Source organism: Streptomyces sp. ASQP_92 (assembly GCF_025399895.1).
GTDB lineage: Bacteria > Actinomycetota > Actinomycetes > Streptomycetales > Streptomycetaceae > Streptomyces.
The window spans coordinates 73101-97296 of the sequence record NZ_JAODUA010000005.1 but is presented as its reverse complement, the minus strand read 5'-3'; the positions used below and the strand labels follow the sequence as shown (position 1 = coordinate 97296).

Annotated in this window: 23 protein-coding genes and 2 pseudogenes; 7 read left to right on the top strand and 18 right to left on the bottom strand. The window is 73.3% G+C overall.

Annotated features, from left to right (window positions below):
* The first annotated feature begins 127 nt into the window (after positions 1-127).
* Complete coding sequence (locus tag N4G70_RS14420) at positions 128-1384, top strand: PAS domain-containing protein (protein WP_261713019.1); 1257 nt, start codon at positions 128-130, stop codon at positions 1382-1384.
* Positions 1385-1712: 328 nt separating this feature from the next.
* On the opposite strand, the pseudogene N4G70_RS14415 reads toward N4G70_RS14420, so the two are convergent.
* A pseudogene (locus N4G70_RS14415) lies at positions 1713-2510 on the bottom strand (RNA polymerase sigma factor SigF); the annotation flags it as partial.
* Positions 2511-2808: 298 nt separating this feature from the next.
* Here N4G70_RS14415 and N4G70_RS14410 point away from each other — a divergent pair.
* Positions 2809-3777, top strand: a pseudogene (locus N4G70_RS14410) (bifunctional phosphatase PAP2/diacylglycerol kinase family protein); the annotation flags it as partial.
* A gap of 263 nt (positions 3778-4040) precedes the next feature.
* Here N4G70_RS14410 and N4G70_RS14405 read toward each other — a convergent pair.
* The 9 genes from N4G70_RS14405 to N4G70_RS14365 all read right to left on the bottom strand — a co-directional run bounded on the left by N4G70_RS14405 (position 4041) and on the right by N4G70_RS14365 (position 8283).
* The gene (locus N4G70_RS14405) at positions 4041-4310 is read right to left on the bottom strand and encodes a gas vesicle protein K (RefSeq protein WP_120727507.1); all 270 of its coding nucleotides are present in this window, start codon (positions 4308-4310) and stop codon (positions 4041-4043) included.
* Between the two features lie 74 nt (positions 4311-4384).
* On the bottom strand, positions 4385-4600 hold the full coding sequence (locus tag N4G70_RS14400; RefSeq protein WP_261713018.1) for a gas vesicle protein: 216 nt from the start codon (positions 4598-4600) through the stop codon (positions 4385-4387).
* Positions 4597-5394, bottom strand: coding sequence for a GvpL/GvpF family gas vesicle protein (locus tag N4G70_RS14395; protein WP_261713017.1), 798 nt, complete (start codon positions 5392-5394; stop codon positions 4597-4599). The genes N4G70_RS14400 and N4G70_RS14395 overlap by 4 nt, the downstream gene beginning before the upstream one ends.
* Positions 5391-5774, bottom strand: coding sequence for a gas vesicle protein (locus N4G70_RS14390; protein ID WP_261713016.1), 384 nt, complete (start codon positions 5772-5774; stop codon positions 5391-5393). Before N4G70_RS14390 ends, N4G70_RS14395 begins: the two co-directional genes overlap by 4 nt.
* Positions 5774-6028, bottom strand: coding sequence for a gas vesicle protein GvpG (locus tag N4G70_RS14385; RefSeq protein ID WP_261713015.1), 255 nt, complete (start codon positions 6026-6028; stop codon positions 5774-5776). Before N4G70_RS14385 ends, N4G70_RS14390 begins: the two co-directional genes overlap by 1 nt.
* Before the next feature lie 4 nt (positions 6029-6032).
* Positions 6033-6749 carry a GvpL/GvpF family gas vesicle protein gene (locus tag N4G70_RS14380; protein ID WP_261713014.1) on the bottom strand — a complete coding sequence of 239 codons (717 nt, stop codon included), beginning with the start codon at positions 6747-6749 and terminating at the stop codon, positions 6033-6035.
* A complete protein-coding gene (locus tag N4G70_RS14375) occupies positions 6746-7171 on the bottom strand; it encodes a gas vesicle structural protein GvpA (protein WP_261713013.1) in 426 nt (141 codons plus the stop codon). Before N4G70_RS14375 ends, N4G70_RS14380 begins: the two co-directional genes overlap by 4 nt.
* Before the next feature lie 185 nt (positions 7172-7356).
* On the bottom strand, positions 7357-7701 hold the full coding sequence (locus N4G70_RS14370) for a gas vesicle protein (RefSeq protein WP_261713012.1): 345 nt from the start codon (positions 7699-7701) through the stop codon (positions 7357-7359).
* 165 nt (positions 7702-7866) lie between these two features.
* Positions 7867-8283: a phage holin family protein gene (locus tag N4G70_RS14365; RefSeq protein WP_261713011.1), complete on the bottom strand. Its 417-nt coding sequence runs from the start codon at positions 8281-8283 to the stop codon at positions 7867-7869.
* A gap of 231 nt (positions 8284-8514) precedes the next feature.
* Here N4G70_RS14365 and N4G70_RS14360 point away from each other — a divergent pair, with 231 nt between their 5' ends.
* Together N4G70_RS14360 and N4G70_RS14355 are read left to right on the top strand one after the other, a co-directional pair.
* Positions 8515-9348, top strand: a complete 834-nt coding sequence (locus N4G70_RS14360) for a class I SAM-dependent methyltransferase (protein ID WP_261713010.1) — start codon at positions 8515-8517, stop codon at positions 9346-9348.
* Between the two features lie 98 nt (positions 9349-9446).
* On the top strand, positions 9447-9797 hold the full coding sequence (locus N4G70_RS14355) for a VOC family protein (protein ID WP_261713009.1): 351 nt from the start codon (positions 9447-9449) through the stop codon (positions 9795-9797).
* A 299-nt stretch (positions 9798-10096) separates the two neighbouring features.
* Here N4G70_RS14355 and N4G70_RS14350 read toward each other — a convergent pair whose 3' ends face one another.
* A complete protein-coding gene (locus N4G70_RS14350; protein WP_261713008.1) occupies positions 10097-12064 on the bottom strand; it encodes a DUF5107 domain-containing protein in 1968 nt (655 codons plus the stop codon).
* A 252-nt stretch (positions 12065-12316) separates the two neighbouring features.
* Here N4G70_RS14350 and N4G70_RS14345 point away from each other — a divergent pair, with 252 nt between their 5' ends.
* Positions 12317-12658, top strand: a complete 342-nt coding sequence (locus tag N4G70_RS14345; RefSeq protein WP_261713007.1) for a DUF6204 family protein — start codon at positions 12317-12319, stop codon at positions 12656-12658.
* Positions 12659-12808: 150 nt separating this feature from the next.
* Here the strand turns inward: N4G70_RS14345 and N4G70_RS14340 are convergent, their stop codons facing one another.
* The gene (locus N4G70_RS14340) at positions 12809-13384 is read right to left on the bottom strand and encodes a GNAT family N-acetyltransferase (RefSeq protein ID WP_261713006.1); all 576 of its coding nucleotides are present in this window, start codon (positions 13382-13384) and stop codon (positions 12809-12811) included.
* Between the two features lie 133 nt (positions 13385-13517).
* Here N4G70_RS14340 and N4G70_RS14335 point away from each other — a divergent pair, with 133 nt between their 5' ends.
* On the top strand, positions 13518-14249 hold the full coding sequence (locus N4G70_RS14335; RefSeq protein ID WP_261713005.1) for a GntR family transcriptional regulator: 732 nt from the start codon (positions 13518-13520) through the stop codon (positions 14247-14249).
* A gap of 91 nt (positions 14250-14340) precedes the next feature.
* Positions 14341-15444 (top strand): adenosine deaminase, encoded by a 1104-nt coding sequence (locus tag N4G70_RS14330; RefSeq protein WP_261713004.1) that lies wholly within the window; start codon positions 14341-14343, stop codon positions 15442-15444.
* Here N4G70_RS14330 and N4G70_RS14325 read toward each other — a convergent pair.
* The 6 genes from N4G70_RS14325 to N4G70_RS14300 form a co-directional block, all read right to left on the bottom strand.
* Positions 15425-17218, bottom strand: coding sequence for a CocE/NonD family hydrolase (locus N4G70_RS14325; RefSeq protein WP_261713003.1), 1794 nt, complete (start codon positions 17216-17218; stop codon positions 15425-15427). The two genes, N4G70_RS14330 and N4G70_RS14325, sit on opposite strands and share 20 nt — an antisense overlap.
* A 163-nt stretch (positions 17219-17381) precedes the next feature.
* The gene (locus tag N4G70_RS14320; protein ID WP_261713002.1) at positions 17382-18317 is read right to left on the bottom strand and encodes an LD-carboxypeptidase; all 936 of its coding nucleotides are present in this window, start codon (positions 18315-18317) and stop codon (positions 17382-17384) included.
* A complete protein-coding gene (locus N4G70_RS14315; RefSeq protein ID WP_261713001.1) occupies positions 18314-20290 on the bottom strand; it encodes a prolyl oligopeptidase family serine peptidase in 1977 nt (658 codons plus the stop codon). The genes N4G70_RS14320 and N4G70_RS14315 overlap by 4 nt, the downstream gene beginning before the upstream one ends.
* A 21-nt stretch (positions 20291-20311) precedes the next feature.
* The gene (locus N4G70_RS14310) at positions 20312-21643 is read right to left on the bottom strand and encodes a M20/M25/M40 family metallo-hydrolase (protein WP_261713000.1); all 1332 of its coding nucleotides are present in this window, start codon (positions 21641-21643) and stop codon (positions 20312-20314) included.
* Positions 21636-22469 (bottom strand): M55 family metallopeptidase, encoded by an 834-nt coding sequence (locus N4G70_RS14305; RefSeq protein ID WP_261712999.1) that lies wholly within the window; start codon positions 22467-22469, stop codon positions 21636-21638. Before N4G70_RS14305 ends, N4G70_RS14310 begins: the two co-directional genes overlap by 8 nt.
* A gap of 503 nt (positions 22470-22972) precedes the next feature.
* Positions 22973-24100: a hypothetical protein gene (locus tag N4G70_RS14300; protein WP_399035410.1), complete on the bottom strand. Its 1128-nt coding sequence runs from the start codon at positions 24098-24100 to the stop codon at positions 22973-22975.
* Positions 24101-24196: the final 96 nt, after the last annotated feature.

Sequence of the window (24196 nt, the reverse complement as noted above, 5' to 3'; positions counted from 1 at the left end):
CGGCAGGCCGCCCCGTCCTGGCCCCGAGCAGCCGAAACGGCGGGGCCCAAGGTGCCGACCCGCCCCGGCTCCGGGCAGCCGAAACGACCGGCCCCCGGGGGCCGGTGCCAGGGGCTAGCTTTCTCCCATGACGCAGACGGAAGACGACTTCGGCGAGGAACTGGCGGACTTCGTCAGACGCGTGGGCGAGCTGCGCACCGCGCGTGCTCGCCCGGTCGGCGAACAGTCGGTGGTACTGGACGCGGCCTTGTTCGAACTCCAGCACGTGGCCGAGCAGTTGTGGCCCCGTTACGAGCGGCTGGCTGCCGCGGCGGGGGCTCCCTCGCCCGTCGAGCGGCAGGAACGGCAGCTGCTGAAGTCCCTGTTCCAGCGGTTGCCGCTGCCGGTCGCGCTGGTCGACCGCGAAACCGTCGTCCGCCGGCTGAACTCCGCCGCGACGGGTCTGACCGGGGTCCGGGCCGGCTACGCTACCGGCCGTCCGCTCGCGGCGCTGCTCACCCCCGGCGACCGCGCGGCGTTCCGCTCGCAGGCCGCCGCGGTGGCCCGGGGCGAGGGCGATCGCGGGATCACCGTGCGCCTCCAGCAGCGTCCCGGGGAGCCCCTCCTTGCCACGCTGACCGCGCTGCGCCCGCCGGACGAGCCGCAGTCCGCGGTGCTCGTGGTATTCCAGGCGGGCAGCGCCCGGGGCTCGGCGCCCGCCCCCGCGCCGCCGGAGGTCCCCGACCTCGCCGAGTCGACCCGGCACGCCCGCCTGATGGACGTCGTCGACCTCATGGCGTCCACCTTGCTCCAACTACCGCCGGGGGAAAGTGAGTCGGTGATCGATGGGGCCGCCCGTGTCCTGTGCGGACGCTTCGCCGACTGGATCGTGGCCGACCTCGTCGACGGCGAGCCGCGCCGCACCGTGGTCCTGGGCCCTTCGGATCCGGCGGCCGACGCGCTGCTGCGTGCGGTGGCCCACCAGGATCCTCTGGGCTGCCCGCTGGTCGTCGAGGCGGCGCGGGCCGGGATCGGGGCGCTTCAGGTCCAGCCCGAGGACGTCGACGGGTTCGGCCGGGACGCCTCGGGGACTGCGGTGCTCGCCCGCGCGGAGGTGTCGTCCCTGATGTGTGTGCCGCTGGGGGCGCCCGGTCCGGTGACGGGGGTGCTCACCCTGTTCCGCACCGGTTCGGCGCGCCCCTTCTCGATGGCGGAGGGCCAGGCGATGGACATGATGTCCCGTCATATCGCGCTGGCTATGCGGCGCCCGGCTGCCGATGTTCCGTCACCTCCCGTGCCGCCAACTCCCGTGTCGAGCGGTCCGGTTGAGCCGCCCGGGACGTCCTGCGCGGCCGCGTCGCCACCCTGCCCGCCCGCGGTGCCGCCGCCCGCAGCTTCGCCTTAGCCCTCGCTCGCTCGGCGGCGGTCCCGCTCCGCGTCCGGTCGGCCGTCGGGGGGACCTGCGCCCGCACGGTCCTCGCCGTGGGCTCCGCCCCTCCGGTCGTCGTACCGGGTACGCTCCCGGCGCCCGGCGCCACCCGCGCCCGAGCGTTCATGGCGGCCCTCACCGCCACCTTCCCCGGCACCCGCGCCTTTGGTCGCGACGTCGCCGAACGCTCCCCCGCCTCCCTCGCACCCGCGCCAGCACCCGCACCCGCTGCCGTCCGGGACGTCCGGGGCGCTCGCGCCGGCGGACGGGCCGCCCGGGTGTGCTCGTCGTGCGGGCTCCGAAGGGCCTGGTCCCGAAGCGCCTGGTCCCTCAGCCGGCCGCAGCAGCGGGTGATCAGCCGGGACACGTGCATCTGCGAGATGCCGAGGTCCTCGGCTATCCGGCTCTGCGTCATGTCCCGGAAGAACCGCATGTAGAGGATCTTGCGTTCGCGCTCGGGAAGACAGCGCAGGCCCGGTTTGACGGACTCCCGGTCGACGACGATGTCGAGGGCCGGGTCGGCACGGCCCAGGGAGTCGCTCAGGCTGTATCCGTCGTCGCTGCCGGGGAGTTCGGCGTCGAGGGAGAGCGTGCTGAAGCTGTCGATCGCTTCGAGGCCGGCCCTGACCTCGTCCTCGGTCAGGCCGGTGTGCGCGGCGAGCTCCGCCACGCTGGGCCGCTGGACGTCGGCGCTCGCGGTGAGCTCCTGCGTCGCGGTCCGCACCCGGCCCCTCAAGTCCTGTACGCGGCGCGGCACATGGAGGGTCCACATGTGGTCGCGGAAGTGGCGTTTGATCTCGCCGGTGATGGTGGGCACGGCGTAGCTCTCGAAGGCGGCGCCGCGGGCCGGGTCGTAGCGGTCGACGGCCTTGACGAGGCCGAGGGCGGCGACCTGGCGGAGGTCTTCGAGTGCCTCGCCCCGGTTGCGGAAGCGCCCGGCGAGGCGCTCGGCCATGGGCAGCCAGGCGCGGACCAAGTCCTGGCGCAGGGCGTCCCGTTCGGGCCCCTCGGGCAGCCGCGCCACTCGTTCGAAGTCGGCCGCGGTCCTGGGCGCGTCGTCGTGCGGGTGCCTGTTCTTCGCCGTGGTGGTGTGGGTACGCATTGCGATCCGGCTCCCTGGAACGGTGCGGCGGTCGGGTGTCACCGGGGAGCCTTCGGCCGGGCTGTGGGGCACGCCCGGAGCGGACAGCCGCTCCCACGGACGTGCCTCCTGGTCCGAAGCACGCAATTCGCCTGCCCGGCGTCCGGCGGACCAAACGTGGTGGGTCATCGGTGGTCGCGAGAAGGGTGTTTTCCGTGCGCGCGGACCCGGTGCCCGGCCCGGGCACGGATACCGCCCGGCCCCACCGAACGCCTGGTGGGGGCCGGTTGGGTGGGGGGCGCCCGGGTATCCGCGTGGTATGACGCACACCTCTTGGCACAAGCGACTCGGCGCCCACGACCGGGCGCTTTTCGACTTCGCGGCGAGTCGGCACTGGCCGGCCGCCGAGGCGGTTCTGCCCCGGCTGAGCCGGTCCGCCAACCACGGTGTCCTGTGGTTCGCGACGGCCGCAGCGATGAACGCGACCCGCTCCCCCCGCGCCCGGCGCGCGGCGTTGCGCGGGGTCACCTCGCTCGCGCTGGCCTCGCTGACCGTGAACACCGTGGCCAAGCGCTCGGTGCGCCGGGCGCGCCCGCTGCTCGACGCGGTGCCGCTGGTACGCCAGTTGAAGCGCTACCCCATCACCACCTCCTTCCCCTCCGGCCACGCGGCCTCGGCGGCGGCGTTCGTGACGGGCGTCGCCCTGGAGTCGCGGGCCTGGGGTGCGGCGGTGGCTCCGCTGGGCATCTCGGTGGCCGCGTCCCGCGTCTACACGGGGGTGCACTATCCGGGAGATGTGCTGGCGGGCGCGGCGCTCGGCGTGGGCGCCGCCTTCGCGGTGCGCGGGCTCCTGCCCGGACGCGCCCCACATGTGCCGTCGGGGCGCCCACACGCCGATGCTCCGGCCCTGCCGGAGGGCCAGGACCTGGTGGTCGTCGCCAACCGGGCGTCCGCGACCGCGCTCGCGACCGCCGCGCTGGTGCGCGACGCGCTGCCGCTGGCCGAGGTCGTCGAGTGCGAGCCGGACGAGTTGTCGACGGCCCTGGAGAAGGCGGCGGGGCGGTGCCGGGCGCTCGGGGTGTGCGGCGGCGACGGCACGGTCGGTGTGGCCGCGACGGTCGCGGCCCGCGCCGGGGTGCCGCTCGCGGTCTTTCCCGGGGGCACCGTGAACCGCTTCGCTTCCGGCCTCGGCATCGAGGAGGTCCAGGACACCTGCCGGGCGCTGGCGGCGGGCGAGGCGGCGCGGGTGGATCCGGGCCGGTGCGGGCCGGGCCCAGGCGGTGCGGACGCCGGGTCGGTGGCGGGTCCCGCCTCGGGTTCTTCACCGGCGCGCGATGGTGAAGCGAGCGTGAAGCAGGGCGAGTTGGCCCTAGGAGAGGGCTCCGAGACGCTGACGGTCTACCGCCCACCGGTTGGCGCGTGACGCGAGCGGCCCCCTCGCTTCCCGGCTGTGGACCGGGGAAGTGAGGGGGCCTTTCGTCGTGCCGTCGGGCTCCTCCTGCGGGAACCGGGACGCAGCACCGTGGGTGCCCTCGTGGAACGGTCGCGGCGTCAGGCGCCGTCGCGCGGGAGCAGTGGGCCGAGCGGGCCGAGGTCGATGTTGAGGTCCTCGGGGCGCAGGCCGAACTTCGACCGCAGCTCCTCCATCCTGCTTTCCAGAAGCATGAGCGTGAGCCCGATGCGCTCCTCCTGGTCCTCGGTGAGTTCGCCGGTCTCCACGCGGCGCAGCGCCTGGCGTTCCATGAGCTGGCGCAGCAGCTCGACGACGGTCAGGACGAGCCGCGCCAGATCGCGCTCCACAGTGTCCGCGTCGAGTTCCACCCGGCGCCCGGACCCGCTGCCCTCCCCCGCCTCCTTCCGCGCATGCGCCCGCGCCTCGTCCAGCAGGTCTTCCGTCACGTCGACTCCTCGTACTCGAACTCCTGGAAGGGAGACGGGACTTCGGCGCTGACCGAGCTCACCAGAGCGTTCAGGTCGATGCGTACGAGGTCCACGTCCGCGATCCGCAGCGTGAGGTCGCCCGTGATGACCACGCCGCCGGCGAGCAGCCGGTCGAGCAGGTCGACCAGGGCGACCTCGCGCTGGGCGAGCGCCTCGCCTTCCTCGTTCACGACTCCTCCTGGTCCGGCCCGTCTTCGGGGCCGCCGGCGAAGGAGTACGGCGCCCAGGGCCCGGTGAGTTCCACGCGTACGCCGTCGACCTGCGGGGTGCGCTCCCGTACGGCGGCGACGAACTCGTCGCTGCGCTCGCGGGGCACCAGATAGGCGGCGTTGAGCACGTTCTCGCCGGACGCGCCCGAGAGCCGCCCGCTCTGCGGCTGGTGCAGCCGTCCGGCCTCGGCGCGCTCGCACAGGTCGGCGTGCAGGGCGCGGGAGAGGGTGCCGGCGCGCCGCCAGGTCTCGTCCCGGGACTGGCGCTGGCCGAGCCGGCGCCGCAGGTAGTCGCGTCCGGTGGTCGCCTTCAACTCCGGTGCGGAGACCGTCCGTTCGGGGGCGGGGGCGGGAGCGTCGGCGTACACCTTGACGCCCCACTCGATGCGCCCGTCGAGGCGTTCGATGGTCGGCTCGAAGCGGGCGCGCCCGGAGTCGAGGAGTCTGCGGACGCCGTCCTCGTCGCGGCACACCGTGGCGAGCCGGAGCGGCACCGGGCACGTCACCTCGGCGAGCGCGGCGATCACCGACTGGTGGGTGCGGGCGGTCGCGGCGAGCCAGTCCATGTCCTCCAGATGGGCCCGCAGGGGGGCCACGTCGAAGTCGGCGGCGGGGACCGGGCTGACGGCGGCGCACAGGCTGTCGTGCTCGATCAGAGCGGGGGGCGCCCCGTCGAGGCCGCGCGTCCCGGCGGGGAGCTCGGCGGCGAAGGGGCGCGTCACCGCGTACACGTAGAGCAGTCGGTCGTGGCTCATCGGTCACCGCCCGGGGCCCGCTCCCCGCTCTCGACCTCTTCCGCCTGGGCCCGCGGCCCGTCGTCGACGGACCGCGAAGCCTCCATGGCGGCCAGGCGCGCCTTCAACTCCTCGTTCTCACGGGCCAGTTCGCGGCGGCGGGCGCCGGTGGAGAGGGCGGGGTCGTCCTCCCACCAGTCGATGCCCATCTCCTTCGCCTTGTCGATCGAGGCGACGATGAGCCGCAGTTTGATCGTGAGGAGCTCTATGTCGAGGAGGTTGATGCGGATGTCCCCGGCGATGACGATTCCCTTGTCGAGAACGCGCTCGAGAATGTCGGCGAGGTTGGCGCCGCCGCTGTCGGACGGGTAGGCGTCGGGAAATCGTGCCGGGGTGGCCATCAGTTCCTCCGGGGATCGGCGGCGGCTCGGGTGGGATGTTCAAGCCGGTCGAGGAGCTCGTCCTCGCGGCGGTCGAACTCGGCCTCGTCGATCTCACCGTTCGTCAGTTTCTCTTCGAGCTGCGCGAGTTCGCGGCGCACGGTGGCTGGGTCGTAGTACTGCCGCTCCGCTTCCGCGGCGACCTGCCCGAGCACCCAGAAGGTGCCGCGGACGGGCGCCGCGGGAAGCAGCAGCAGTTCCTTCAGGAGGCCCATGACCTCAGCCCGTGAAGCTGTAGGGCGGCAGGGGTCCATGGACCTGGACGACGAGGTGCGGGGCGCGCTCGCGCAGTGCGTCGACGGCGGCGATGAAGTCCGCCGTGCTGTCGCGCGGCACGAGGTAGGAGATGTTGGCGAGCCAGCCCGTGGACTGGGGCCCCGGGCTGCGCTCCTCGGCCGCGCCGTCCAGGACGCTCTCCACCAGGGCCGCGTCGGTCTTCTCGCGCTGCTGCACGGCGGCGGCGATGCGCTCGCCGAGCCGCAGCTTGTCGTCGTACGAGCCGCCGCCGGCCTTCCGGTTGGCCTCGCTCATCGCCCGCAACTCGGCGTTGTCCGCGAGGACTTGGTGTAGCACGGCCTCCTCGTCGTGAGTGGCCTTCACGTTGTACTCGACCTTCCCGTCGAGCGCTTCGAGCCGCTCCAGATAGCGCTCCTCGTGCTCGGCCAGCACGGCGCGAACGGCCTCGTCGTCGGGCGAGACACCGCCGAACCGCATCGGCAGCACGGCGCCGCCGGCGCCCGCCTCGGCGAGCACGTTCTGGTGGGCGAGCAGGTCACGTCGCTTGGGCCGGAGCTCCTCGGGCGCGTCACTGACCAGCGCCACCAGCTCGCCGTGTTCAACGGTGCGGACCGGGCACGGCGGGTCCCCGATGCCGCCCATCTGCTCCGGCAGCCGTCCGTGGCCGCGGCGAGCGATGCCGTAGACGTACGTGGTCATTCCTGCTCCTCCTTGCGGCGCGACGTGGTACGCCGGGCCCTCGGCCTGGACTCCTGCTGCTCACCCTCGCCCTTGGCTTCCTTGAAGGCGTCCGAGATGGTCTGCGCGGCGCCCGAGAGCGCTCCCTTGGTCTTGCCGCGAGCGCCGGACTCGGTCATGTCGCCGACCAGGTCGGGCAGACCGGGGTTGCGGTGCGGACCCGCCTCCAGGTCGAGGCGGTTGCACGCCTCGGCGAAGCGCAGATAGGTGTCGACGCTGGCGACCACGACTCGTATGTCGATCTTGAGGATCTCGATGCCGACGAGGGAGACACGCACGAACGCGTCGATCACGAGCCCTCGGTCGAGGACGAGCTCCAGGACGTCGTAGAGGCCACTGGTGCCACCACTACCGCCGCCTTGTTGTGCCGGGACAACCGTCATGGCGTCCGGTCCTCCTGTCTGTCGTCTTGCTGCCTTGTCTTGCCTGGCTTGGTGCCGCTTCTGTCTTGTTTCTCTTGTTTCTCTTGTTTCTCTTGTTTCTTACGACTTGTGGCTTGTGGCTTGTGCCGGTTCTATTGCCGGATCCGCGTGCAGACCCTGCCGGCCGGCTCTGCTCGCCGGCGCCGTCAGTTGCCCTTGTCGGCCCGGCCGCGTTCGTAGCGGCGCAGCCTTCGATAGCCGGTGAGTTCGCCGTACGGGTCGAGTTCGACCTCGTACGAGGCGAGCAGGCTCATCGTGTCCGGGACACGCGACAGTTCGAGGACCTCGATCCTGAGCTGCCAGCCGTCCTCGGTGCGTTCGAAGGACGAGACGGATTCGGCGGCCATACCGACGAGCTCGGCGAGCTGGGCTCCGGCGCCGCGTACGACCTCCATCGCGCTCGGGAGGTCGTCGTCGTCACGGGATTTCGCGGCGCTCTTGGCCGCCGTCCTCGACGGCGTCTTCGGTGGGTTCTCGTCTTTGTCGGCCATGTCACCTCCCGGGTTAGACCGTTCGAGTAGCCGCAACGGAGCAGATCAAACCCCTGGGGACGTTCCTCACACGATGCGGAGCGTTGCGGGCGTCCGGCGTCACGGTCGTCTCCGCGACTGCGGGGCCGGACCGCGTGAGGCGCGCGTCGAGGGCGCGGTTCCTGGTCAGCGGTTCGTGTCGTGCGGGGAGCCCAGGGGGCCGCGCGGCGGTTCGGGGGCGCCCGGCGGGACCACCGGCGGCACGACCGGAGCGCCGGGCGGGACACCGGGCTCCAGGGGCGAACCCATCCGGTCGGGCGGCGCGCCACGGCTGCCGCGGGCGCCCCGGCTCAGGAACGCGGCCGCCCCGAGCAGCAGCACGGCGACGATCAGCGCGGCCGCCCAGTAGGGCAGGGCCGCACCGAGGACGAGGAGCAGGAACGCGGTGAGCGCGGCGCCTCCGTAGAGGGCGGCCGCGCCGGCGCCCGCGTACATCCGCGCGGCATGACGCTGCTTTCTGGTCTGTTCGCGCAGCTCGTCCCGGATGGCGTCCCGGACGACCTGGGAGAGCTGCTCCGGCAGGTTCGGCAGGTTCGTTTCCATGGCGGCCGAGTACCCGACGGGGCCGGTGACAGTCCCGCCGGGCCGCGACGGCCGCACGCGTCGCCGCCCGCGCCCGACGCCGCGCACTCTGTCCGTATCGTAAGACCCGTATCTCATTATTTGGCTTCCTCTTCTAAAGTGGGCGTATCAGCAGGGCAGTTCACCGTTCGGTCGCAGGGTGCGGGCGCGGTGTGCCGTTCGCCGTCGAGTTCTCGGAGAGGGAGTCCGCTCATGGCGCAGGAGACACCCCCGGCCACGCCGGGCGAGACCGCCGTCTACACCCACGGCCACCACGCATCGGTGTTGCGCTCGCACACCTGGCGCACCGCCGCCAACTCGGCGGCGTATCTCCTGGCTGAACTGAAGCCCCATATGCGGATCCTCGACATCGGCTGCGGGCCCGGCACCATCTCCGCCGATCTCGCCGCGCTGGTGCCGGAGGGCGGGGTGACGGCGGTCGACCGCGCCCCGGCGATCGTCGAGCGGGCCCGCGCCCTCGGCGCCGAACGCGGCCTGACCAACATGGCGTTCGCGGTGGCGGACGTGCACGCGCTGGACTTCCCCGACGACACGTTCCACGTCGTCCACGCCCATCAGGTGCTCCAGCATGTGGGCGACCCGGTGCGGGCGCTGCGCGAGATGCGCCGGGTCACGAAGCCGGGCGGCATCGTCGCGGTGCGCGACAGCGACTACGGCGCCTTCACCTGGTTCCCCGAATCGCCGGAACTGGAGGGGTGGTTGGAGCTGTATCACCGGGTGGCGCGCGCCAATGGCGGCGAACCGGACGCGGGACGGCGGCTCAAGTCCTGGGCGCTGGCAGCCGGTTGCACCGACATCACCGCCTCCGCGAGCACCTGGTGCTTCGCCACCGAGGAGGAGCGCGCGTGGTGGGGCGGCCTGTGGGCGGACCGTACGGTGGCCTCCTCGTACGCTGACCTGGCCGTCGAGGGCGGGCACGCCACGGCGGCCGAACTGGCGACGATCGCCGATGCCTGGCGGCGGTGGGCCGCCTGGGACGACGCCTGGTTCATGGTGCCGCACGGCGAGATCCTCTGCCGCATCTGACCGCCGGAGGGGGTGGGGCGGGGTCGTCGTCCGGAGCCCTCGCACGGGGGCGCCGGATCCCCTGCCGACGGCGATCTCGTCCAACTAGGCTTCGGGGCATGGAGATTCTGGGCACCACGCTGCGCATCTGCGTCGACGACCTGGACCGCGCGATCGTCTTCTACGAGCGCGTCACCGGCGGTCGGGCGCTCCGCTTCGAACGGGGCGGCGTGTCCGTCGCCGCCGTCGGCGCCTTTCTGCTGATGAGCGGTCCCGAGGAGGAGCTGGCAGTGCTGCGCAAGGTGGCGGCGACGGTGGCCGTCACGGACGTCGACGACGCCCACGCCACGCTCGTCGGAGCGGGCGCCCAGGTCATCGCGGGGCCCGTCGCTACCCCTGCGGGCCGCAATCTGATCGCGGTCCACCCCGACGGTTCGGTCTTCGAGTACGTCGACCGCAAGCCGGCGTAGTGAGCGGCTGTTGGGGGGCAGAGCGTTGAACTCGGGTGCCCCCCACGGCTGGATCCTGCGGACCGTGCCCGCTTCTCGCGCAGTTCCCCGCGCCCCTGGGCGGCACTGGCGCCGACCCGCGCGTCACCTCGACCACCGCCTCTAAGCGGCACCCGCGCCGGCCCGCGCGTCACCTCGGCCAGCGCCCCTAAGCGGTACCCGCGCCGGCCCGCGCGTCACCTCGGCCACCGCCTCTAAGCGGCACTGGCGCCGGGCCGCGTGCCAGTTCGGCCGCCGCCTCGGATTCCCCCTTGGCGGCGCTAGCGCTCGGGGCGCATGCGGTACTGGTAGCGGTTCGGGAGGGGGGCGTCGGTGAGGCGGGACCATACCTCGTTCAGGGTTTCGGCGCCCTCGCGCAGGTCGGCGACCTCGAAGCCCGCGTCGAAGAGGGCGCGGGCGGCCGCCGGGTCGCCCTCCGCGAGCAGGAGCTGGGCCTCGACGAGGCGGAAGCGGCCGCGCTCGCGCACGGCGGGGCGCAGCCGGTCCCATATCGTGCGGGCGTCCGCCGGGCGGTCCACGGCGAGCAGCGCCTCGATGGCCTCGCGGCCCAGCGCCGCGTCGGCCGCCGTCCACGGTTCGCCCTCCCGGCGCTCCAGGCAGAAGTCGTCGTACGCCTCGGCGTAGCGCTCGGCGGCGCGGCCCGGGTTGCCGGTGAGCTGGTCGGCGACGGCCAGGCAGCGCAGCAGCGGCCAGCGGGACGGGGCCAGCGGCAGGCCGCGCTCCCAACTGCGCACGGCCTGGGCCCGGTCGCCCGCGTGCCACTGGGCGACGCCCAGGTGGTATTCGGTGAGGGGGTGGGCGGGCGCGGTCTCCAGCATGTCCCGCCAGTGCGGGGCGACCAGGGTCGGTCCTGGCGGGGCCACCTTGCGCGGCTCCGGGAACACGCCCGTGTGCAGCAACTCCAGCCACGGCTGCTGCTCTTGACTGAGCGTCAGTTCCGGGAAGGGGGTGCCGGGCAGCTTCGCCCCCGTACGCAGGACTTCGAGGGCGCCCCAGCCGGATCCGGTGGCCAGGCGTTCGCCCGGTTCGGCGTCGGCGAACGGACGCCAGGCGGCGTACGCCTGTTCCACCACGGTGCGGGGCAGGGCGCGCTCCAGTTCGCTGTCGGCCTCGGCGCGGGCCGCCGCCCAGTCGGCGCCGTGCACAAGCGCGGGGTCGGTGCTCAGCGGCCCGTACGCCTCCAGCCAGGTGAACTCGGCCCCCGGATCCAGGGGCACATGCTCCAACTGGGTGCGGGCCAGGCCCGCTTGGATCTCGGCGTAACCGGCGGTGCCCGGCTCGGTCAGCCACTCCTGCCAGCGCCGGCCGCCGCGCCCCGAGCCCCACAGGAACAGTTTGCGGCCGCGCAGCGTGTCGGTGGAGGTCTGGACGAGGCCGTGGCCGCCCTCGTCGAGCGAGGCGATCCAGCGGCGCGCGCCGTCGGGGACCTCGTAGAAGTAGTCGGCCGGGTACTCGCCGCGCAGCGGGTAGGTGCGGTCGATACCGTCCCAGGTGGGCACGGGCACGCGGCGCAAAGTGCGCTCGTACCCGAAGTGCCAGGCTTCGTCGGCCGGGGCCAGGACACGGGTGCGCTCGCCTTCCTCCACCGCGATGTTGGACCACCAGTAGACGGGCGCGGTCCGCTCGTGCGGGTTGCGGACGCGGACGCCCACGTACAGGAAGTCGGAGTCGCCGGGGAGCCACAGGTCGACCTGGAAGGGGAGGTCGCGCAGCCGCTCCCACTCCCACAGGCGGACCATCTCGCCGCCGTCGGGCGCCGGGACGAGGGCCGCGTGGAGGGGCGCGCAGGACAGGGTGGTGTGGCCGGTGGCGCCGATGTTCCACTCGATGCCGCCGGAGAACCACGCGCCGTTGAGCGCGAAGTCCGCCGGCTGGAACACCGGGTTGGTGTAGAGGAGTTCACGTCCGGACGGCTTGTGGAACAGGGAGTGCACGCGGCCGCCGAGCCCGGGCAGGACGGTGGCGCGCAGCCGGTCGTTCTCGATCACGATGGTGTCCAGCTCGACCTGGGACCGCTCGCGTCCGTACCCGTCGAGCACCCGCACGGGCAGCAGCGTCTCCAGCGGCTCGTACCCGATCTGGCGGGCCATGTCCCGGGGCAGTCCCTCGCGCGCCCGGTCGTCGAGTCGGTGCAGCTCGTCGCGCGGGCGCAGCGCGGGCAGCGGGTTCGCCTCGCCCAACGGGGCGCCGGGCAGGGTCAGTACGGCACGTCGCACGGTCGTGGCCAAGGCAACCTCACTCCCTCGTACGGGATGCCGACGGCTCTTTCGGCCGACCCCCGATGACCATGGAACACCGCGGCACCGACAACGGCCAGGGGCCCCTCGGGTCAGGATTGCGCAAAGGCATCCGCGACGCGGCCGAGGGTGCGGGGCCGGGGCGCGGGCCCGGCGTATTTCGATCGACACGTTCCGGCCCATGGGGGACGATCGCCCCGCGACGGCCGTACGAGACGTGCCGGTATCGAAGGACGGCGGAACATGAGCGAGCAGCACACCTACCGGGTCATCGTGCGCGGTGTGTGGGACGGGCTGAGCGAGGAGTCCCGTGCGCGGCTGCTCGCCGAGGTCGACAACCACGGCCTGACGGCGATGACGTTCACCGAGGACGGCTCGCTCAGCTACGACCGCGCGCTGAAGCACTTCTCGTGGCGGTTCACCGTCGTCTCGGACGCTGCCGACGGTGACGAGATGGCCGCCGCGATCGCCGAGGACAGGGCGCAGTCCGCGCTGGCGGCCCTGGGGCACGGGTTCCGCGATCTGCGCTCGACGGTGACGGACCTCGACACGATGAAGATCAACTACAAGGGCGGCCGACGCTAGCGGCCTCCCTCCGCAGCCGGTCGGTGCCCTTCACCGGCATGCGGGGCGGGGGTTCTCACGCCGGTGCGCGTCCTCGCCACACCTCACCGCGGCGGGAGTGGTTCTTACGCCGGTGCGCGTCCTCGCCCCACCTCGCCGCGGCGGGGGTTCTCACGCCGGTGCGCCCGCTCTCCGCACCGCGCCGCGCTCCGTCATCTCCTTCGTGATGGCCCACCGCTCGTGGTCCCGCCATGCCCCGTCGAGGAAGAGGAAGTCCGGTGAGTAGCCCTCCAGGCGGAAGCCCGCGCGGCGCACCAGGTTGAGCGAGGCCTCGTTGGCGGGCTGGATGTTCGCTTCCAGTCGGTGCAGGCCGAGCGTGGTGAAGGCGTGGCGCACGACGAGGCCCAGGCCTTCGCTCATCAGGCCGCGGCCGGCCGCGGGGGCGAAGGCGCCGTAGCCGAGGGCCCCGGACAGGAAGGCGCCCTCCACCACGTTGTTGATGTTGATGAAGCCGGCGATGCGGCCGTCGCCGCGTTCACAGACCAGGAAGCCGTGCCGGGCCGGATCGGTGCGCAGGCGGTCGGCATAGGCCGCGTACGCCTCCGGGTCCGTGGGCGGGAAGAGCCAGGGGCCGTGCAGGGCGCGGCTCGCGGCGGCGAGGGCGGTGAACTCCTCGCCGTCCTCCAGAGTGAAGTTCCGTATGCCCACGCGGGGGCCTTCGGCAAGGTAGTCGGCCTCGGTTCGCATCGGAACAGGCTACTGATCTTCGGCGGGCCGCCGCACGGGGGCAGACCTGACTCTCGGACGGACACGGCCCCGCCTTGTCAGACAAGTGGGGCGAGGGCATGCTGGCCTTTCCGGAACACCGAGGGGCGGACTCATGGCAGTGGGCGGGCAGCGGCGCAGGCCGGTCGTGGCGCTGTACGAGCGGATCGCGGACGCGATCAACGACGGCACCTATCCCCCGGGCTCGACCCTGCCCTCGGAACCCAGACTCGCGGGCGAGCTCGGCGTGAGCCGTCCCGCGCTGCGCGAGGCGCTGCTGCTGCTCCAGGAGGACGGGCTGCTCTCGGTACGGCGCGGGGTGGGCCGGACCGTGAACGACAGCCCGCCCCGGCGCGGCTTCGAACAGCTCCAGCCGCTCGACGCCCTGCTCGGCCCGGTCCGGGTGCGGGCCCTGGTGCGCAGCCGCGAGGAGCCCACCGACTTCACCGCCCAGCACCTGCTCGCACCCGCCGGGTCCGAGCCTCGGTTCTGGGAGTCCGTCCTGGTCGGGGCGGATCTGGCGGTCGCTCTCAGCCATGAGTGGGCGGCGCCCGAGGACGTCCTCGAACGCTCGCACCCCGCGTTCGCGCAGGCTCTCGCGGCCGAGCCCGCCGCCTCGATGCTGACCGTGCTGATCGACGCCTCGCGCTCCGTCGCGCTCACCGCGCACAGCCACATCAGCGCCACCCTGCTCGGCCGCCGCAGGGGCGAGCTGCTGGATCGTCCGGCGGACACCCCGGCCGTGCTGATCACCCAGGTGGTACGCGTGGCGGGCGCCCCGGTCATGGCGGCCAAGCACATGCTGCCGACGGGCGCGCCCGCGCTCGCGGTGCTCCAGTCCGGCTGAGCGGTCCGGCTCGGCAGTCCGGCTCGGCAGTCCGGCCGAGCCAATGGCGGCCCGACGGGTCCGCACGCGGCACGCTGTACACTCCCGCCTCATGCACTTGTCTGACAACCTCGCCGCCGACGCTCCGGTCACCCCCGCCGAGTGGATCCGCCGCGCCCCCAAGGCCGTCCTCCACGACCACCTCGACGGTGGCCTGCGCCCCGCCACCATCATCGAGCTGGCCCGCGCCCGCGGGTACACCGGCCTGCCGACCGAGGACCCGGCCGAGCTGGCCGTGTGGTTCCGCGACGCCGCGGACTCGGGCTCCCTGGAGCGCTATCTGGAGACCTTCGCCCACACCTGCGCGGTGATGCAGACCCGTGAGGCGCTGCACCGCATCGCCGCCGAGTGCGCCGAGGACCTGGCCGCCGACGGGGTCGTCTACGCGGAGGTGCGGTACGCGCCCGAGCAGCACCTGGAGGGCGGGCTCACCCTGGACGAGGTCGTGGACGCCGTCAACGAGGGCCTGCGTGAGGGCGAGCGCCGCACCGGCGGCCGGATCACCGTCCGCGCGCTGCTCACCGGCATGCGGCACACCCGGCGCTCCCTGGAGATAGCCGAGCTCACCGTCGCGCACCGCGACCGCGGCGTGGCGGGCTTCGACATCGCGGGCGGCGAGATCGGCAACCCGCCCGCCGAGCACCTGCCCGCCTTCCAGCACCTCAAGCGCGCCAACTGCCACATCACGATCCACGCGGGTGAGGCCGTGGGTGCCGAGTCGGTGCACGAGGCGGTGCAGGTGTGCGGCGCCGAGCGCATCGGGCACGGCGTGCGGATCACCGACGACATCGCGGCGGACGGCACCCTCGGCCACCTCGCCGCGTATGTGCGGGACAACCGGATCGCCCTGGAGGTGTGTCCGACCTCCAACCTCCAGACGGGCGCGGCCGTTTCGTACGAGAAGCACCCGATCGACGAGCTGCGCCGGCTCGGCTTCACGGTGACCCTCAACACCGACAACCGGCTGGTGTCCGGCACCACCATGAGCGTGGAATTCCAGCACATGGTGGACGCCTTCGGCTACGGCCCGGACGTCTTCGAGGAGTTCACCGTCGCCGCTCTGGAGGCGGCGTTCCTTCCGCTGCCGCAGCGCCGTCGCATCATCGAGGAGATCGTGCGCCCCGGCTACGCGGCGCTCAGTTCAACCTCCCGCTGACGACGGGCAGTTGGAGCGTCCCCGTGTCGCCGGGGGCGCTCACGACGGTCACCGGCTTGATGCCCTTGTTGCCGAGGTAGGCGTCGTCGCTGGCGGCGATCGCGAACTCGATGCGGTGTCCGGCCTCGTAGCGGTGCGCGATGGCGGGCAGGGTGACCGTGAACGGCTTGGTGACGTCCGGCACGCGTACCGGCGCGACCAGTCGGCGCACCAGCGTCCTGGTTCCGTCGGGCGCCACGTCGTACAGCTTGGCGAACAGGACCAGCTTGTCGGCGGCGTCGCCGGAGTTCTGCGTCTCGCGGGCCGCGGGCGAGGACACCTTGAGCGTGGCCTTGGCCGAGCCGACCACGTCGACGGGCGTCTTCAGCGGGTCGGTGTCCCAGCCGAGGAAGGTTCCCGGGGTGTCGTAGGGCGCCGGGTCGGGCAGCCCGACGGTGCCGGCGAGCGAACTCTCCGAATGGCTCGTCGGCACCAGCCAGTTGGTGTACGTACGGCTGCCGCGGGCCACCTTGGCGCGGTTGTCGACGAGCTTGCCGTCGCCCGACAGGTACATCTTCCGCGAGAGCGGCGGGACCTTGGACGCCTCGCCGTAGCCGCTTCGCCAGTCGCGGTAGTAGGCGAAGGCCGGGCCCGTGTCGGTGTCCTTCTGCTGGTGCAGGTAGCGGTCGAACCAGGCCAGGATGCGCTGTCCGGTGTAGCTGGTCTCCAAGTTGCCCTGCGCCAGGTTGAGTTCACCGGGTGCCTGGCCGCCGCTGTGGCCCCAGGACTGCCAGATCATCTTGGCGGGGGTGCCGTTGTCCTTCAACGCGTTGAACGTCGCCGTCGCCTCGTTGAGGTTGAACAGGCTGTCGGTCTGGCCCTGGATGAGCAGGGTGGGCGCCTGGACCCGGTCGAGGTAGGTGACCGGCGAGACGCCGCGGGCGTAGCGCAGCATCGCGGCGGTGGGGGCGGCCGGATAGCGGCCCGAGTTGAGCAGCCCCATCGTCGTGCAGGCGTCGGGCACGAAGTGCGTGCAGCCGAGCGTGCCCCAGCGGGACGGGTCGAGGTTCGGCAGGGTGATGGGCTGGCTCTCGCCGATGAGGTAGAACCCGTTGGACCACTGCCACTTGAAGGCTCCGGGCACCGTGCGGTCGGCCACGTTGTTGGGGTCGAGGGCGTACGACAGGTCGTTCCAGGTGATCATCGGGACGAGGGCGTCGACGCGGTGGTCCACGGCGGCCGTGGCCAGTTGGACGGCGCCCCCGTAGGAGCCGCCGATCATTCCGACGCGGGGGTCGCCCGGGCGGTCCCGGGTGACGAAGTCGGCGCGTGTGCCGTCGTCGGCGGCGCGGGTCCCGGCGAGGAAGTCGAGCAGGCGGGAGGCGGCCCGGCCGTCCAGGGCCGGGTCGTCGAGGGAGATGAGACACCCCGACTTGCCGAATCCGAGGCCGGAGTAGGCGAGGGCGACATAGCCGCGGGCGGCGAACGCCTTGGCGGTGCCGGCGGTGGAGCCGTCCGCCTTGTTTCCGCCGAAACCGTTGGTGGTGAGCACCGCGGGCGCGGGGTGCGCCCGGTCGGCGCCGGCGGGACGGTAGAGGTCGGCGTCGATGGCGCAGGTGCGGCCGCCGGCCCGGACGGTGAACTTCAGCGCGGTGACGGTGACTTGACCGGTGTCCGCCCCCTGCCCGGCCGTCGCGGCGGCGGGCGCGGCCGCGAGCAGCGGTACGGCGAGCGCCGCGCCGAGGGCGGCCGCCAGCGGCTTGCGGGTTCTGGGCACGGTACGGCGTCGGGTCACGGCGTCCTCCACGGCGAGGCGGGCCTACCGACTGGTAGGTCCGGGCGCCCTCATGCTGTGACACGTAAAACTTCCGCGTCAACGCCTGGGACACAAGGTTCTTGCCGCGCAGGGGAGTTCGGGCCGGGCGAAGCCGTGGTGGACGGCCGGGCGGTACGGTCCCTCAGGCGAGGGCGGGCGTGTCCAGGGTGAGCGTGCCGCGGTCCGCGTCCAGGGTCGCGGACACACCCAGCGGCATCGTCAGGGCGGTGTCGCAGTGGCCGAAGCCGAGGTCTTCGACGACGGGCACACCCAGCCGGGTCAGCCGTTCGGCCAGCACCGGCCGCACTCTCTCCTCGTACGGCCCGCAGTCCTTCCAGGAACCGAGGGCGACGCCGGTGACGCCCTCCAGCCAGCCGGAGCGCAGGAGTTGGGTCAGGGCGCGGTCCAGGCGGTAGTCCTCCTCGCCGATGTCCTCAAGAAGGAGCAGCCCGCCGGCGGCGGACCGGCGGGCGTGCGGCGTGGCGAGGTCCGCCGTGAGCAGGGACAGGCAGCCGCCGACGGTGACGCCCGTGGCCCGGCCGGGCACCAGGGGCCGGGCGCCGGGCAGACCGAGGGTCATCGCCGCCTCCGGCTCGAACAGGGTGGTGCGCAGCGACTCCTGGGTGGTGGTGTCGGTGAGGAAGGCGAGCGCGGAGGCCATCGGTCCGTGCAGGGTGCTCAGGCCGAGGCGGACGGCGAACGCCTCGTGCAGGGCGGTCACATCGCTGTAGCCGATGAGCACCTTGGGTCCGGCCGCGCGCAGCGCGTTCCAGTCCAGGAGGTCGACCATGCGCTGGGCCCCGTAGCCGCCCCGGGCGCACATCACGGCGTCGACGGTGGGGTCGCACCAGGCTTCCTGGAAGTCACGGGCCCGCTTCTCGTCCTCGCCCGCCAGATACCTGAACTGCGGGTGGCGGTCGGTGACTTGGGCGGTGGCCAGCGGTTCGAGGCCCCAGCCGCGCAGGATGTCGAGGCCTTGCCGCAGCCGCTCCTCGACGACGGGCCCGCTGGGGGCGACCACGGCGATCCTGGCGCCGGGCCGCAGCCGGGGCGGGCGGGTGAGGGCGGCGGCGTTCATCGGGTGAGCTCCAGCGGGGGGACGTCGTCGCGGTCGATGGCGAACACCTGGGCGTACAGGGAGAGTTCGGCCTCCAGGGCGCGGATCACGGTGTCCGCGCGGCGGAAGCCGTGGCCTTCGCCCTCGAAGGCGAGGTAGGCGTGCGGGATGCCGCGCCCGGCCATCTTCTCCAGGAACCGCTCGCACTGCGCGGGTGGGCAGATCGCGTCGTCCAGCCCCTGGAGCAGCAGGAACGGGGCCGTGATGCGATCGGTGTGCTGGGCGGGCGAGCGTTCCACGAAGCGGCCGGGCACGTCGGCGTGGGGGCCTACGAGGCTCTCCAGGTAGCGCGATTCGAAGTCGTGGGTGACGTCGAGCCAGCTCGTGAGGTCGAGGACGGGGTAGCTGATGGAGCCGCAGGCGTAGACGTCGGTGGTGGCGAGGGAGGCGGCGGTGGTCCAGCCGCCGGCGCTGCCGCCCCGGATGGCGAGGCGGCGCGGGTCGGCGGCGCCCTCGGCGGCCAGTGCGCGGGCCACGGCGGCGCAGTCCTCGACGTCGACGACGCCCCACTGTTCGCGCAGCCGGTCGCGGTAGGCGCGCCCGTAACCCGTGGAGCCGCCGTAGTCGACCTTGACGACGCCGATGCCACGGGAGGTGAAATAGGCGGTCTCCAGGTCGAGGACGAGGGAGACATTGCTGGTGGGCCCACCGTGGGCCCAGATCACATAGGGCGGCAGCTCCCCGTCAGGGGCGGCGCGCTCGGGGTGGTGCGGCGGGTAGACGTGGGCGTGCACGTCCCGGCCGCCGGGTCCGGCGTAGGTACGGATCAGGGGTTCGGGGTAGTACGCCGGGTCCACGGCGTCGGTGTGCTCGCGGCCGATGACGCGGGCGCGGCCCGTGGCGGTGTCGAGTTCGACGAGTTCGCCGGAGGTGCGCGGGCTCGCGGCGACGCCCACGACGCGGCTGCCGTGGGCGGCGAGCGTCGCGCTCCACCGGGTCCAGGGGCCGGCGGCGTCGACGAGTTCGCCGCTCTCCGGGTCCAGTATGCCGAGCGTGGTGGTGCCCGCGCCGTGCACGACGGCGATCAATCCGCTGTCCAGGGGCTGGAACCAGCGCCGCCCGACCTGCCACAGCGGCCCCGCGAACTCCTCGGCGCGAGGGCACAGCGCGACCTCGGTGCCGTCGGGCTCCGCGCGGTACAGGTTCCACCAGCCGCTGCGGTCGGAGGCGAACAGGAGGCGGCCGTCGCAGGCCCAGTCGGCCTGCGCGATGGACTCCTCGGGGCCGCCGGCGAGGGTGCGCGCGTCGCGCAGCTCGCCGCTCTCCTCGACCTCCGCCACGATCAACTCGGTTCCGTCCCACGGCATCCGGGGGTGGTCCCAGCCGATCCAGGCGGCCTGCCGGCCGTCCGGGGAGAGCCGGGGTCCGGTGACGAAGCGGTGCCGCCCGTCGCTCAACTCCCTTACCGCGTCCCGGTGTTCGGCGGCCGAGCCGTCCAGTGGCACGGCCGCGATCACCCGGCGCACGTCGGTGGGCGCCTCTCCGGTGAACTCCTCGAGCACGCACCACACTTCGCCCCGGCCGAGGTCGATGCGCGGGTCGACCCAGCGCAGGCCCTCGCCGACCGTCGAGAGCGGGGTGAGCGGCCTCGGCACGGCGTCCGTGTTCGGCTCGTAGGCGTACAGCCGCTGGTCGGCGAAGTGGGTGAAGACGACGAGCGGGCCCCCGGTGGGCCGGTCCGCGCCGTCCCAGGGACGGCCGCCGTACTCCATGACCCGGCTGCGCACGTTCCACGGCGGCGGCAGCACCTCCTCGTCCTCGCCGTCGGCGTGCCGGCGCACCAGGGCCTGACGGCCGCCCTCCTCGGGGCGCGACCGCGTCCACCACAGCTCGCCTCCCACGACACCGACGTGGTCGGCGTGGCCGTCGTGGGCGGCGGCCAGGGCCGCGTCGATCGGCGACGGCCAGCTTCCGTAGGGCGCGGTGGGCACCATCGTGACAACTCTCCCTCGGGGCTACGCGGAGCGCAGATAGTGGTCCAGGACCCGGACGCCGAAGTGCAGCGCGTCCACGGGCACCCGTTCGTCGACGCCGTGGAACAGCGCCTGGTAGTCGAGGCCGGCCGGCAGGCGCAGCGGCGCGAAGCCGTAGCCGGTGATGCCGAGGCGGGTGAACTGTTTGGCGTCGGTGCCGCCCGACATGCAGTACGGCACCACATGGCCCTCCGGCGCGAACCGTTCGAGGGCGGCCCGCAGCTTGTGGAACGTGGGCGAGTCGACGGGCGCCTGGAGCGGCACGCCCGCGTGGTAGAAGTCCCAGTCGACCTCGGGTCCGGTCAACTCGTCCAGGGTGGCGTGGAATTCGGCCTCGGCGCCGGGCAGGATGCGCCCGTCGACATACGCGGTCGCGTTGCCCGGGATGACGTTGACCTTGTAACCGGCGTTCAGCATCGTCGGGTTGGCGCTGTTGCGGATGACCGGCTCGACCAGGGCGGCGGCGGGGCCGAGCTTGCCGAGCAGTTCGTCGGCGTCGAAGTCGGCGGCGTCCGGGTGGGCGTCGATGCCGTGCAGCGCGGCCAGTTCGATGATGCTCGCGCGGACCGTCGGGGTGATCCTGACCGGCCACTCGTAGGCACCGATGCGGGTGACGGCGCCGGCGAGCCGGCTGACCGCGTTGTCCCGGTTCACCTTGGAGCCGTGGCCCGCGCGGCCCTGCGCGGTGAGCCGCAGCCAGGCCGTGCCGCGCTCCCCCGCCCCGACCGGATAGATCTCCATGCCCCGGCCGGCGTGGAAGGTGACACCGCCCGACTCGCTGATGCCCTCGGTGCACCCCTCGAACAGCTCGGGGTGGTGGTCGGTGAGGAAGCCGGCGCCGTCGACGGCGCTGTCCTCCTCGTCGGCGGTGAAGGCGAGGACGATGTCGCGCCGGGGCCGCACCCCGTGCCGCGCCCAGGACCGTACGACCGACAGAACCATGGCGTCCATGTTCTTCATGTCGACCGCGCCCCGGCCCCAGACCACGCCGTCGCGGACCTCCCCCGAGAAGGGGTGCACGCTCCAGTCGGCGGCCTCCGCGGGCACCACGTCCAGGTGTCCGTGCACGAGGAGCGCGTCGGCCGACGCGTCGGTGCCCTCGATGCGGGCGACCACGTTGGTACGTCCCCGGGTGCGTTCCAGCATGCGGGGTTCGAGGCCCGCTTCGGCCAGCCGCTGGGCGACGTACTCGGCGGCCGGGCGCTCCTGGCAGTCGCCGCCGCCCCGGTTGCTGGTGTCGATCCGGATCAGCCCGGAAGTGAAGGCCACCACCTCGTCGAGCGCCACCTGATCGGCCGTCTCCACCTCAGCCATACTGTTCCTCCACCGCGGACGAGACGATCGTCGTAACCGCCTTGAAGGTGCGAATTCCCTCATACATCGTCAAACTCGTGTAAGACACGCGCCGTTCACCCGTACGCCCCACGCCGGGCACCACGGTGGCCGCGTCGGCCAGATGCTCGGCGTCGAACTCGATCTCCACGGTGAACGGGCCGCCCTCCACCGGCTCGGCCTTGCGCGCGAGCCCGGCGGCCTCCTTGGCCGCGGCCCGGATGTCACCGGCGGTGCGGGCCGGGGTGCGGCACACCGCGGCGTACCGCGAGACGTGGTCCTTGACGGCGACCTTGCGGGCGGCGGGCGCATAGCCCTCGGCGTCGGCGCAGGTGAGGTCGTCGCCGGTCACCAGGACCACGGGCACCCCGTACTCGGCGACGACATGCGCGTTGAGCAGCCCCTCGCTGGCGCGGGCGCCGTTGAGCCAGACGCCGGTGATGGAGTTGGCGAGGTAGGTGTGGGCGAGCACCCCGGCCGTGCCGGCGCCCGTGTGGTAGCCGACGAACGCGATGCCGTCGACATCGCCGTGCTGGATCCCCTCCACCATGGACAGCGACTTGTGCTTGCCGGTGAGCATCTGGGCGCGCTCGTCCAGTCTCTCCAGGAGCAGGTTCCGCATCGACCAGTGCGCCTCGTTGATGAGCACGTCGGCGGCGCCCCCGTCGAAGAATCCGAGCACCGCCGCGTTCACGTCCGAGGTGAACATGGCCCGGCAGCGCTCCCACTGCGGCGTCCCCGGAAGCACGTCGGCCGGCCAGGTGACCCCGGTGGCGCCTTCCATGTCGGCACTGATGAGGATCTTCATGGCGCCCCACCGTACCTGCCGGGGAATACCCGGGCCAGGGCCCGCACGACCACCACAGGTCCACACCTGTAACGGGGACGAGGGGCCCCGGTGAAGGAGCCGGCCCCTGTCGGCGCGGGCGCGCCGGCGCCGCTCGCCCGCCGTGTGAAGGGCCCCCGGCATGCGGCGACCGGGCGGGCGAGCCACGCTGGAGTCATGGGTAAGCGGAAGGTACGGGCCGTTCGCCCGGGCGCGCGGCGCGGCCCGGTGCGGACCGGGGCCCGCCGGGCGGGCTGGGCGGCACGCTGTGCGCGCGGCATCTGGGCGGCGGGGCGGATGACGGGCCGCTGGGAGGAGCGTCTGCGTCGCGTGCGGCGGTGCGGCCGTCTCCGGTAGCGGTGGTGGGGGGCTGGGCTCGGCGCGGGTCGGGAGCTCAGCAGAGGACGGATGGGCTCGGCGCGGGACAGGGCTCAGCGCGGGACGGGACTCAGCGGGCGGGACGGGGCTCGGCGCGGGCCAGGGACTCAGCGGCCTGCGGCCGGAACTGCCTGGAGCTGTTCCAGGCGGCGCTGCACCGCCGCCAGTGCGCCGCGCTGCCGGCCCGGGACCTGGCGGCGCAGAGTGACCAGCGCCGGGGCGAGGGAGCGGGCGCGGTCCGGGTCGCGCAGTTGCTCCCACTGGTGGTGCGCGCGGTCCACCGCCCCCTGGACATCGGGGTCGTCGGTGGTCTGGCGGCGGGCGAGCCGGGCCTGCGCCGAGGCCATCCACAACTCGCAGGAACGGGCCGGTTCCCCGGCCAGGCGGGCCAGGTCGGCGCGGACCTCCAGCCAGTGGACCGCCTCAAGGGATCCGGGCCCGAAGGCGCGCATCGCCTCGCTCTCCCACACCGCCGCCATCGACGCCGCCTCGCCGTGCCGTCCCGCGTGCGCGGCGGCCAGGATCGCCGGATGAGGGTCGTCGCCCGGGGCCGGACCCCTGGGCGCGGGCGCCGGGGCGGTGGGCGCGGGCCGGCCGTCGAGGGCGAGGTGGAGCGCGTCGGGGGTGTGGCCGGCCTGCTCGGCGGCGTAGGCGTGGAGCTCCGCGAGCGAGGGCCGGGCCCCGCCGCGCCACACCTCGGCGTACGTCTTCAGATAGCCGGGGGTCGCGATCCCCCGGCGCGGCGCGGGCGCGGCGATGCGGCCGTACAGGCGGACGCCGGGACCGGCGGCGAGGCCTTCCTGGCCGATCCGCTGCCAGGCCGTCGGGTCGGCGACCAGGTCGACGAGCACCGTGGTCGTACCGGGCGGCCGCACCTGGAACTCGTGGACCAGCCAGGACCACGGCAGGCCGGTGTAGCGCAGGCTCGCCGGAGTCGTGCGGGCGAGCGCGAGGTGGAGCCGGCCCTGCCGGGCGTCCACGTGCAGTTGCCCCGCCAGATACAGGTACAGCGGGCCGGGCGCGGCGGCCACGGCCCGGACCCGGGTCAGCACGGTCTGCGGGTCCACCGGGTCGGCGAGCTCCACGATGGTGGCCGCGGGGGTACCGGTGAGCACGCCCGGGTCCACCGCGGCCAGGCCCGGCAGTACCGAAGCGGCGTCGATGAGACGGCCCTTGTTCGCCGGGGCGGCCGCCAGCAGCAGCGCCGTCCCCGGTTCTTGCCCCTTGATCAGCACAGCAGCACCGTATCCGGTCGACCCCCGCGCCGCCCCACCCGTGCCTCAACTCCCGCCCGGCCGAAGGAGATTCTCGTCAAGGGCGCCCATGACGGG